Here is a 10,681-nt window from a genome sequence, read left to right as displayed (position 1 = left end):
AATTTCGCCATGCCCGATGTATAAAGCTGATTGCCCTGCTGATTTTGTCCCAAACCAATGTACACCCAAATCATAATGGGGATTTCATTATTGGGTAAGTATTGTTGCGCCACTTTCCGATAGAAATCAGCCGTATAAACCGTTCCCGAAGTATAAACACTGGTGGCATTTTGCTGTTTCAGCAGGTGTAGATTGGGTTGGAGCGCAGTGAAAACCCAACAAAATCCATAAATTTTCGGAAAAATGTTGGGTTTTCACTTCGTTTCAACCCAAGCTATGCTTGCTTGCCAAACATCAGGCAGTGGATTCCCGCATTCGCGGGAATGACGGCGTTTTGTTATTATACTGATTTATAGTAGAAAATTTTAATTGATGACACGCCCTAAGCCGACAAACGTCCCGCCCAATCACAGGCAAACTGATACGCCGTCCGCCCCGAACGGCTGCCGCGCATTCGCGCCCATTGCAGGGCTTCGGCACGGACGGCATCGTCAAAGGGCAGGGCAAAGTCGTCCAGCCACAGGCGCACGGCTTGCAAATACTGTTCTTGGTCAAAGGGATAAAAACTCAGCCACAAGCCGAAGCGGTCGGACAGCGAAATTTTTTCTTCCACTGCTTCGCGCTGATGCACCTCGCCGCGCGCGCCCGTGTGTCCGCCGTTTTCGTCCATAAATTCGGGCATCAGGTGGCGGCGGTTGGACGTGGCGTACACCAGCACATTGTCGGCGCGGCGCGACAAACCGCCGTCCAGCGCGGTTTTCAGGGCTTTGTAGCCGTCCTCACCGTCTTCAAACGACAAATCATCGCAAAACACGATGAATTTTTCCGCCCGCTCCGCCAGCAATGCCAACAAATCGGGCAAAGCCGCCAGCGCGTCTTTGTCGGTTTCAATCAGGCGCAAGCCCCGCGCCGCGTACTCGTGCAGCAAAGCCTTGACCAAAGACGATTTTCCCGTGCCGCGCGCGCCCGTCAGCAGCACATGGTTGGCGGGTTTTCCCTGCAAAAACTGCTCGGTATTCGCCACCAAACGCGCCATTTGCGCGTCCACCGCCGCCAAGCGCGACAGGGAAAAGGTGTGCGGGCGCGGCAGCGCGACCAGTTTGCCGCCCTGAGCCGTGCGCTGCCAACGGAAAGCAAGGGCGTGTTGCCAATCGGGTTCGGCGGGCGGGTCGGGCAAATATGCGTCCAAACGGCGTAAGACAGAAAGCGCGGTGCGCGCCAATTTTTTGAGTGTTTTGGTTTTGGGCATGTTGGTGTACGGGTGGGGGCGTGTCATTTTTTGCGTTCTTTTTTCGCTGTTTTCTTTTGAAAATGAATGAAACAGAAAAACGCCGTCATTCCCGTCCGTGCGGAAATGACGGTGTGGTGGCTGTTTGGCTGATGACGCGTTTTAATAATGCAGTTCGCGGATGTCGCGCCAGCCGTCGTTGGTTTTGACCAGTGTGGCGCTGCGTTCGACTTCCTGCCGGAAAGCGGGGTTGTCTTTCAACAAGCCTTTCGACCATTTTTCGGGAACGATTTTGGCGGTGTAGTTCACTTGGCTGAGCGTGTAGCCGCGTGCGGGGGTAGGCTCGGTAAAGTAGTTGATTTTTTCCACTTTTGCCGTGCCGACACACAGCAGTGCGCCGTGGTGTCCCAAGCGGATTTTTTCTTTGCCCAAATCGGTCAGCGAATACACCAAGTAGCGCGGCGTTTCTTTGCCGTTGGCGGGTGCTTCGCCTTTTTCTTCTTTTTCTTCGTCATACAAGCCGGCGCGTACCAGCCGTTCCATTTGTTTGACCGCTTCGGGGTTGGCGCGTTTGCCGTTTTCCTGACGTTTGAGCAGCTTGATTTGGGGCGCGCCAATCAGGGCGTTGCCTTCGCTGCCGGAGCGGTGTTCGACATTCAGGGCGTGGGGCAGGCAGACTTGGTTGAATTGGGCGGCGTTGTCGATGGCTTGGCGCATTTTGGTTTCGGTGTGGTCTTGGCTGCCGCATGCGCCCAGTGCCAGCACCGCACCAACGGCAAGGAGCTTGTTGGTCATGAATCGTTCCTGTAAAAAGGCGCAAGAATAGCCCCAAAATGTTTCTGCGACAAGACAAAAAACGTCCGATTGGCGTACAATCCGCCCGAGCGCGCCGGCGGTTGCGGCGTTTTGTTTTGTCCGATAGGGATTTACCCCTGCGGGCGCATGGCATGGAGAACGGAAAAATGACGGTTGTGTACGGCATCGCCAATTGCGATACGGTAAAAAAGGCGCGGGCATGGTTGGCGCAAAACGGGGTGGATTATGTGTTTTGCGATTTTAAAAAAAATCCGCCCGATGCGGCGTTGCTGGCAGATTGGCTGGCGCAGCTTGATGCGGCGGTGTTGGTGAACCGGCGCGGCACGACGTGGCGCAAACTTTCCGCCGAAGAGCAGGCGTTGGCAGACAGCGATGCGGCGGCGCTGATGGCGGCGCACCCGAGCGTGATTAAACGCCCCGTGCTGGTGCATGAGGGGCAGGTGTCGTGCGGCTTCACGCCGGAGCATTATGCCGAACGGTTTGGAAAATAAGATGCGGCAGACGGTGTTTGTGGCAGACGTGCATTTGTCGGCAGCCACAGGGGATTTGACCGAGCTGTTCTGCCGCAGCGTGGAACGCTGGCGGGGCAGGGCGGAGGCGCTGTATATTTTGGGCGATTTGTTTGATGCGTGGGTGGGCGACGATGCCGCAGACGACACGGCGCGAACCGTGGCGCGGGCATTGCGCGGCTTTGCCGACACCGCGCCCGTGTATTTTGTTGCGGGCAACCGTGATTTTCTGCTGGGTCGCGGTTTTGCCGCCCAAGCGGGCATGGTGCTGCTGCCCGAACGCTCGGTGGTGTCGCTGTACGGACGGCGCTACCTGCTGATGCACGGCGACGAATTGTGCAGCGATGACGGCGCGTACCGGTGTTTCCGCGCCCTGATTCGTCAAACTTGGCTGACCGCGCTGCTGTTGCGCCTGCCTGTGGCTTGGCGGTGGCGCGTGGCGGCGCGTTTGCGCGAAGGCAGCAGCAAAAGGCAGCAACGCCCCGAAGTGTACCGCCGCACCGATGCCACCGAAACAGGCATGGCACGGGCATGGGCGGGCTTTCGCGCCGCCGATGCGCTGATTCACGGACACACCCACCGCCCTGCCGTCCACCGCCACTGCCTGAACGGGCGCAACATTGTCCGCTATGTGTTGCCCGACTGGCACGGCGGACGCGGCGGCTATCTTTCCGTGTCGCCGCAGGGCGTGCAACTGCGTTCCCTGCCCGAAAATTAACCGAAAAACCTTTGCACCGTCATGCCCGCGCAGACGGGAATCCAAAACAAATTTCAAAAAGCATGGATAAAATATATGTTTGCAGGTCATCGGACGGTGGATTTCCGTCTGCGCGGGAATGGCGGCATTTTTTATTTTACTGAATAAAAACTTAAATGATGATGCACCCTAATCAATCCCCGCCAATTTATGCGTTTGCAGGCTCAATTGCCAATGCGGGGCATCGGGGCGGGCGTTCAATTTGCCCAGCAGGGTGATGGTTTCCAAAATGTTCATTTCGCCGGCGCGTTCGCAGGGTGAAAGGTAATGGCGCGGCGCATCAATGGTCTGCTCGATTTCTTGGCAAAAATCAAATAATTCTTCAGGCGTGCCGTCTGTTACGATGCGGATTTCATCGGCGCAGGCAAGGGCGCGTTTGCGGTACACGTCGCGGTAGAGCCGTTTCGGGCTGGCGGCGGTGTAGTCGATTTGTGCGGGAACGGCTTTGATGCCGTTGGTTTCGATTGCCAAAAAATAACCTTCGGCTTTCAATGTGTCCAGCAGGACGGGCAGATGCGGCTGTATGGTCGGTTCGCCGCCGGTGATGACGATGTTTGGTGCGCTGAAACGGCGCACCTGTGCCACGATTTGTGTCAAGGTCATCATGCCGAAACGGTGGTAGTCGGTGTCGCACCAAGGGCAGGCAAGGTTGCATTTGCCAAAGCGCACGAACACGGCGGGCATGCCGGTGTTCCAGCCTTCGCCTTGCAGGGTTTCAAATATTTCGACAATGCGGTAGTGCGGCATCATTCGGCGTACTCGCAATAGGCAGACGGGGTTTCCCACAGGCGCACCAAGCTGACGGGCAGTCCCGCTTCGGTTTTGAGCAGGTCGAAGATGTGTTTTGCCATGGCTTCGGCGGTGGTGCGGGTGGCGATGCCGTACACTTTGGAATCGAGACGGGTGAGCAGGTCGGCGACTTGGCTTTCGCGCGCGCTGTGAACGTCGTAGATGAAAGCGTGGTCCATTTTGTCCAAAACGTGTTGTTTGACGAGGGTTTTGAGGTCGCCAAAGTCGATGACCATGCCGCGTTTTGCGCCGTCGGGGCAGAGTTCGCCCGCCACTTCCACTTGCAAAATGTAGGTGTGGCCGTGCAGGTTGCGGCATTTACCGTCGTGGTCGTCGAGCATGTGCGCCATGTCGAAGCTGAATTGTTTGGCGGTTTTAAACATCGGGTGTTCCAAAACAGGCAAACCGTTATGTTGCCCATAACGGTTTGCGCGGTGCTGCAAAAATCGGGAAAAAAACGGCGGTTTATTCGCTTTGTTCGTCAAAGTGGTAGCTGAGCAGTCCGTCGCCCAGGGCTTTGACCAGTCCGTTTTGCTCCAAGCGGGTGATGACGTGTTCTGCCAAGTCTTCTTTTTTCAAGCCGCCCAGCTCGTGTTCGTATTGGACGAGGTAGCGTTCGATGTTGGCGGCAAGGTTGCGGCGGTGGCGGGGGTGGTAGGCGTCTTTTTGGCTCATGGCTTTGACGATGGCGGGGTAGTATTGTTCCAATACCGGATTGACGCTGTCGTTTTCGCTGTCGGTGCTTGCGGCGGGTGCGGTGTTGTCGCTTGCCGTTGCGGGGGCGGGCTCGCTGTTGTCGTTGTCGGCGGCAGTCGCAGGGCTCGGTTCGGCAGGGGCGCTGCCGACCGCGTCAATCGTGCTGTGGCGCACGCCCGCCGCTTGCGGGGCGAATGCGCCCAGTTGGGCAAGCAGTCCGTCATAGGCTTCGTTGGCAGACAGGACGGTTACGGATGATGCGGGGGCATCGCACAGGATTTTGCCCAAGTGGAAAGCAAGGTACACGGCAACCGCACCCGCGCCGCCGCGTACGCGCACGAAATGTACGTTGTTGCCGAAGCGGCACAGCGATTCGCACAAATCCAAAGGCAGGCTTTCCTGCTGCTGTTCGCCAAGCAGCAGCCACACGCAGACGCCTTCGGGGGCGATGCGGTTCAGGTCGGCGGGTTGGACGGTTTCAAAGTCAATCAGAAGATGTTGCATAACAAAGCCCTTTGTTTGGTGGTCGGAATGCGGCAGGGCGTTGCCGTGCGGCGCACCCTGTTGCGGAAAAAGGCATTATACCGCCGCAACGGTGCAAAACAAGCAAATCGCGGCGGCGGGGGCGAAAAAATCGCGCTTTTACGACAAGCGCGCACGCAGGGCGCACACGAACGACCATTGTTTGATGGGGTCGGCAAGCTGCGGGCAGACAATTAAAAATCCGTCTTCCACGCGGTCTGCCATGGTGGAGATTTTGGCGTGGCGCAGGCTGATGTTGTGTTCGGCAAAGACTTCGGTGATGTCGGCGAGCAGGCAGGGGCGGTTGACGGCAATGACGTCCAAGTGGTACCAGCCGTGTTGGCGTTCGTCTGCGGTGAGGGTGATGTGCGGGGCGATGGGCAGGTGGCGGGCGCGGCGGCGCGGTTTGGGGGGGGCGGTGTGCGCCACGTCGCGGTGTCCGCCGACAAAGCCGTCCAAGCGGGTTTGCAGTCGGTGTTGCAGTCGGGGGGTGTCGGCGGCGGTGCTGTTGTCGGGCAGGCGTACGGTGAAGGTGTCGAGAATGTGGGCGTGGGCGGTGATGTAGGCGCGGGCGGCAACGATGTCCAGCCCCATTGTGCCGAAGATGCGGCACAGGCGGGTAAACAGGCGCGGGGCATCGGGCATGTACACCAGTACTTGCAGGGTTTCGCCGTCCAATACGCGGATGTGGGCGCAGGGGCGTTCCCAGTCGGGTGCCAGCAGGGGCAAGTGCCACAGGATTTCGGTTTGGTCGTGGCGGGCGAAGTAGGCTTCGCCCAAGGCGTTGGTGAGGCGGCGGCAGGTTTTGCTGTCGATGCCGTGTGTCGCCAGTTCGGTTTCGGCGCGGGTGCGCGGGTCGGGCGGCGGGGCTTCGCCGCTTAAGCGGCGCAGGGCGGCGCTGTACAGGCGCGACAGAAGCTGGGCTTTCCACGAGTTCCAGATTTCGGGGTTGGTGCCGCGAATGTCGGCAACGGTGAGCAGGTAGAGTGCGGTGAGCCGTTCGGGGGTGTGTACGGCGGCGCAGAATTTGTCGAGTACGGCGGGGTCGGCAAAGTCGCTTTTTTGGGCGGTTTGCGACATCAGCAGGTGTTCGCGCACCAGCCATGCCAGCAGTTGGGCATCGCCGGCGGGCAGGCGGTGGTCGGCGGCAAAACGGCCGGCGTCTTGTGCGCCCAATACGGCGTGGTCGCCGCCGCGTCCTTTGGCGATGTCGTGCAGCAGGGCGGCGGCGTAGAGTACGTACTTCGGTTCAAACCCGCGCATCAGCGATGAGGCAAAGGGCAGTTCGTGGGCGTGTTCTTCCATTGCCAAGCGGCGCACGTTGGCAACAACGGTGAGAATGTGGTCGTCTACGGGGTAGATGTGGAACAGGTCGTGTTGCAGCAGCCCGACAATGGGTTTCCATTGCGGCAGGTAGCGCGACAATACGCCGTAGAGGTTCAGGTGGCGCAGCAGGGCGGTCAGCCCCGTGCCGTGTTTGAACCAGCCGATGAAGCGGTCGCGGTTGGCGGGGTCGGTGTAGAACGCGCTGCCGATGCCGTGCGATGCCGACCACCATGCCCGCAGGGTTTTCGGGGCGATGCCCGCCAAGTCGCGGCGCTGCTGCCAGATGTCCAAGATTTTGAACAGGTGTTCGGGCGATTTGGCAAACAGTCCCAAGTCGCGCACGGCAAGGCGGTTGTCTACGGTGTAGTAGTCGGGGTCGATGTCGGACACCACGCGCGGCCAGGCGGAGTAAACGCGTCCGCGCAGCATGGGTATCAGAATGCCGTTGAGCTGGAGGACGGTTTTGGCGGCGCGGTAGAACGATGCCATGACGCGTTCGCAGGCTTCGTGGGGGGTGTCCGCGCCCGCGCCTTCGCCCAAGCGGGTTTGCAGGTCGAAACGCAGGCGTTCTTCGGCGCGGTTGGCGGCAAGGTGCAGGTCGATGCGCAGCCGTGCGAGTGTTTTGTAGCCGTAAATCAGTAAGCCGGCTTCGGCGCGGGTGATGATGCCGCGCCGCACCATGTCGTGAAAGTCGGCAGACAGTCCTTGCGCTTTGGCAAGCCACATCATGGTGTGGATGTCGCGCAGTCCGCCCGCGCCGTTTTTGATGTCGGGCTCGAGCATGAGGGCGCTTCTGCGGGTGTGGCGTTTGTCCATTTCCAGCAGTTTGCCTTCGATGAAGGAGACGGTGTCGCGGCGGCGGGCGCATTCGTGCAGGAAGGCGCGGGCGGTGTCGGGGTTGCCGCACAGGAAGCGGGCTTCCAAAAAGGCGGTGTCGGCGGTGAGGTCGTGGCGGGCGGCGGTGCACAGTTCGTCTATGCTGCCGGATTTGAGGGCGGGGGCAAGCCCCGTGTCCCAGAGCAGTTGGACGAAGCGGGCAAGCTGTGCGGCTTCGTTTTCGGTAAGGTCGTCGGGGGCGGCGGCCGCCAAGTCCACATCGGAATGGGGATAGACTTCGCCGCGTCCGAAGCCGCCGGTGGCAAGCAGGGCGATGCGCCCGCCGTCGGGGAAGGCGTGGTGCCAGAGTTCGGCGGCGGTATCTTGCAGGGCAAGGGTGTAGGCGCGGAAGAAGTTGTAGGGGTTGCGGGTGTGGCGGTAGGTTTCGGCGGCGGCGTGGCGCCGTTGTGCCAAGCGGATTTTGCAGGCGGTGGCGGGCATGACGGGGCTTTCGTGAGGGGGTGGGCAAATTATATCGTCAAACGGTCTGCTTTCCCATACGGCGAAACGGGCGGGGTGGTTGCCGCCAAGTGTTTGTGCCGCAGGTGGTGCTGTTGCTCTATCAGATTTGGATATTTGGCGGCGGCGGGGCTATAATCGCCATACTGTGCCTTTAGGAATGCTTGCCATGTCCCATCATCTTCATGCGCTGTTTCACCCGCAATCGCTGGCGGTTGTGGGGGCGTCCGACCGTTACGGCAGCACCGGCCGCGAGGTGTTTTCGCTGTTGTCGGCAGGGTGCGCCGCCGGCACGGTGGTGCCGGTGAACAACAGGCACAAAACGGTGGGCGGGGTAAAGGCGTTCGACACGCTCGCCGATGCCTGCAAGGCGCACGCTTGCGACAGTGCGGTGGTGATTTTGTCGGCAGACAAGCTCAATGCGGTGGTGCGCGAAGCCGCCAAATGCAAGGTGGGCAATGTGGTGTTCGTGCACGAGCCGGACGCGCCGCCCAATGTCCGCAGCAAGCTCGACCGTGCGGCGGAAACGGCGCGTAAGGCGGGGATTGCTTTGCTGGCGGTGCCGGTGTCGGGCTTGGGCGGGCTGTTTCGTGCGTCTGCGGACGCGCCGGCCTGTGTTTATGTCGGGCAATCGGCGGACATTGCCGACTGCGTGCGCCACTACGCCGCCGACCGCCGCATCGTGTTCAGCCGTTTTCTCACGCTCAATCCGCAAAACTATCCGGTCGGAACGGGCGAAATCATCGATTATGCGGCTTGGGAAGCGTCCACATCGGCGCTGTTGGTGCATATTTGCACGCTTGACGATGCCCAAGCGCTGGTGTCGGCACTGACGGCGGCGGCGCGGCACAAACCGGTGGTGGTGCTGCCGACCTTGTCCGACCCCGCCGAAGCACGGGTGTTTGCCCGCGCCCTGTCGCGCCGGCACATTCTGACGGTCGGCACGCTGACCGAGTTTCTGATTGCCGCCAAGCTGATTCACACGGGGCGCACGGGGCGCGGCAAGCGCGTTGCCGTGTTGGGCAACACCCCGCACATTGCCCGTTTGAGTGTGCAAACGCTGGCGCAAACACCGCTTGAAGCCGCCGCGCCCGTCCGTGCCGCCGCCCGTCTGCTGCCGCACAAAACCGCCCCCGCCAATCCGCTTAACCTGCCCGCCGACACCCCGCCGCCCGTGTTGGCGGCGGCTGCCGAAGCCTGCTTGCAGGACGAACACAACGATGCCGTTTTGCTGATGTACAACGGCCGCCACGCCGATGACGGACTGCACGCCGCCCGCTTGGTTTCCGCCCTGCAAAGCCGTTTTCGCAAACCCCTGCTGCTGGCATGGCTGGGCAGTGCCGACACCCCCGCCGTGCGCCAACTGTTCTGCGCCCGCAAAATTTTGCACTTCCGCCAGCCCGAACACGCCCTGCACGCCCTGTCGCAACTGCAACGCTACCGCCTGCACCAACAACAACGCCACCGCAGCAGCCCGTTTTACGACTACCGCGCCGCTGCCGAAGCCGCCCTTGTCCCGCACAAACACTGGCGTTCGCTGCTGCCTGTGGCGGTGCTGCCCCTGCCTGCCACCAAAACCCAAACCGCCCACCTGCTTGCCGCACTCAAACTGCACAAACAAACCGGCAGCAAACCCGCCGTCCCGCCCCAACTGAAACTGCAATGGGAAAAACACCCCCGTTTCGGCAGAATCCTGCAGCTTGCCAACGCCGCAGGTCAAACGGCGGAACTGCTGCCCCCGCCCGCCCCCGAAGCCGTCGCCGGCTGCCTGCGCGAACTGTCGCTGCCCGAAATGATTTGGGGCGACTGGCTGCTCGACACCTTGGAAATACTCTGCCGCCTGCCCGAAATCCACAGCCTCACCCTCGAGCTGCACCACGACGTGCGGCACGGCATCGCCTGTACCGAAGCCAAACCCAACCTGCAAGACCCCGACCGCGCCGCCGCCGTTGCCGACATCTTCGCCCCCTATCCTGCCGATGCCGAAGAAACCCTGCTGCTGCCCGACACCCCCCCGCTCCACCTGCGCCCCCTGCGCCCCGAAGATGCCGCCCTGATTGCCCGCCTTGCCGCCGCTCAAAGCGAAGAAAGCCGCTACCGCCGCTTCATGACCCGCCTGCCCGTCCTGCCCGCCGCCCTGCTTGCCCGCCTGTGCCGCCCCGACTACCGCCGCGAATTTGCCCTGCTGCTGCACGACGACGCCCACACCCCGCTTGCCACCGCAGGATACAGCGCCGACGCCTGCCTGCACACCTGCGAATTCGGCATCAGCGTTGCCGACACCCTGCAAGGCAAAGGCATAGGCAAACTGCTGATGCAACGGCTGATAAACCGCGCCCGCGCCCACGGCTACCGCCACATGCGTGCCGAAATACTCGGCGACAACCACGCCATGCACAAACTCGCCCTTGCGCTGGGCTTCACCGTGCGCCCCCACCCCGAAGACGCCCGCATGCTCACCGCCACCCTTGCCCTGCACCCGTCCGAACACGACTCCTGACGGCAAACGCCCGAATGTGCCGTTTTACGGCAATGCCCGTTGGCGGCTTTTGCCCGCAGACCGCGCCTTGCCCCGCCCGTTCCGCCGTATTGGCACGAAAATTGCTGAATCAAAATTGTTGCATCAAAATTGTTGCATCAAAATTGTTGCATCAAAATTGTTGCATCAAAATTGTTGCATCAAAATTGTTGCATCAAAATTGT

10 protein-coding genes are annotated in these 10,681 nt (G+C 60.8%); 4 read left to right on the top strand and 6 right to left on the bottom strand.

What is annotated here, in order from left to right; genetic code table 11:
- Window positions 1-382: 382 nt before the first annotated feature.
- The gene (locus G392_RS0109255) at window positions 383-1,249 is read right to left on the bottom strand and encodes an ATP-binding protein (protein WP_034335004.1); all 867 of its coding nucleotides are present in this window, start codon (window positions 1,247-1,249) and stop codon (window positions 383-385) included.
- Between the two features lie 141 nt (window positions 1,250-1,390).
- A complete protein-coding gene (locus G392_RS0109250) occupies window positions 1,391-2,023 on the bottom strand; it encodes a hypothetical protein (RefSeq protein ID WP_027010001.1) in 633 nt (210 codons plus the stop codon).
- Between the two features lie 167 nt (window positions 2,024-2,190).
- Here G392_RS0109250 and G392_RS0109245 point away from each other — a divergent pair, with 167 nt between their 5' ends.
- Both G392_RS0109245 and G392_RS0109240 read left to right on the top strand, forming a co-directional pair.
- Window positions 2,191-2,535, top strand: coding sequence for a Spx/MgsR family RNA polymerase-binding regulatory protein (locus G392_RS0109245; RefSeq protein ID WP_027010000.1), 345 nt, complete (start codon window positions 2,191-2,193; stop codon window positions 2,533-2,535).
- Window positions 2,513-3,271 (top strand): UDP-2,3-diacylglucosamine diphosphatase, encoded by a 759-nt coding sequence (locus tag G392_RS0109240; RefSeq protein WP_245571958.1) that lies wholly within the window; start codon window positions 2,513-2,515, stop codon window positions 3,269-3,271. The genes G392_RS0109245 and G392_RS0109240 overlap by 23 nt, the downstream gene beginning before the upstream one ends.
- 168 nt (window positions 3,272-3,439) lie before the next feature.
- On the opposite strand, the gene G392_RS0109230 is transcribed toward G392_RS0109240, so the two are convergent.
- The 4 genes from G392_RS0109230 to glnD all read right to left on the bottom strand — a co-directional run bounded on the left by G392_RS0109230 (window position 3,440) and on the right by glnD (window position 7,960).
- Window positions 3,440-4,060 carry a 7-carboxy-7-deazaguanine synthase QueE gene (locus tag G392_RS0109230; RefSeq protein WP_084165967.1) on the bottom strand — a complete coding sequence of 207 codons (621 nt, stop codon included), beginning with the start codon at window positions 4,058-4,060 and terminating at the stop codon, window positions 3,440-3,442.
- A complete protein-coding gene (gene queD, locus G392_RS0109225; RefSeq protein ID WP_027009997.1) occupies window positions 4,057-4,482 on the bottom strand; it encodes a 6-carboxytetrahydropterin synthase QueD in 426 nt (141 codons plus the stop codon). The genes G392_RS0109230 and queD overlap by 4 nt, the downstream gene beginning before the upstream one ends.
- An 82-nt stretch (window positions 4,483-4,564) precedes the next feature.
- On the bottom strand, window positions 4,565-5,299 hold the full coding sequence (locus G392_RS0109220; RefSeq protein WP_027009996.1) for a PIN domain-containing protein: 735 nt from the start codon (window positions 5,297-5,299) through the stop codon (window positions 4,565-4,567).
- 138 nt (window positions 5,300-5,437) lie between these two features.
- Window positions 5,438-7,960 carry a [protein-PII] uridylyltransferase gene (gene glnD, locus G392_RS0109215; protein ID WP_027009995.1) on the bottom strand — a complete coding sequence of 841 codons (2,523 nt, stop codon included), beginning with the start codon at window positions 7,958-7,960 and terminating at the stop codon, window positions 5,438-5,440.
- Window positions 7,961-8,147: 187 nt separating this feature from the next.
- On the opposite strand from glnD, the gene G392_RS0109210 reads away from it, so the two are divergent.
- Both G392_RS0109210 and G392_RS14105 read left to right on the top strand, forming a co-directional pair.
- Complete coding sequence (locus tag G392_RS0109210; protein WP_027009994.1) at window positions 8,148-10,478, top strand: bifunctional acetate--CoA ligase family protein/GNAT family N-acetyltransferase; 2,331 nt, start codon at window positions 8,148-8,150, stop codon at window positions 10,476-10,478.
- A gap of 16 nt (window positions 10,479-10,494) precedes the next feature.
- The coding region (locus G392_RS14105; RefSeq protein WP_211224365.1) for a hypothetical protein at window positions 10,495-10,681 on the top strand (187 nt) is incomplete at its 3' end.

It is taken from the genome of Conchiformibius kuhniae DSM 17694, assembly GCF_000428785.1.
GTDB classification, from domain to species: Bacteria; Pseudomonadota; Gammaproteobacteria; order Burkholderiales; family Neisseriaceae; genus Conchiformibius; species Conchiformibius kuhniae.
Note: the sequence above shows the minus strand (reverse complement) of the source record. Positions and strands in the feature narration are given on the sequence as shown.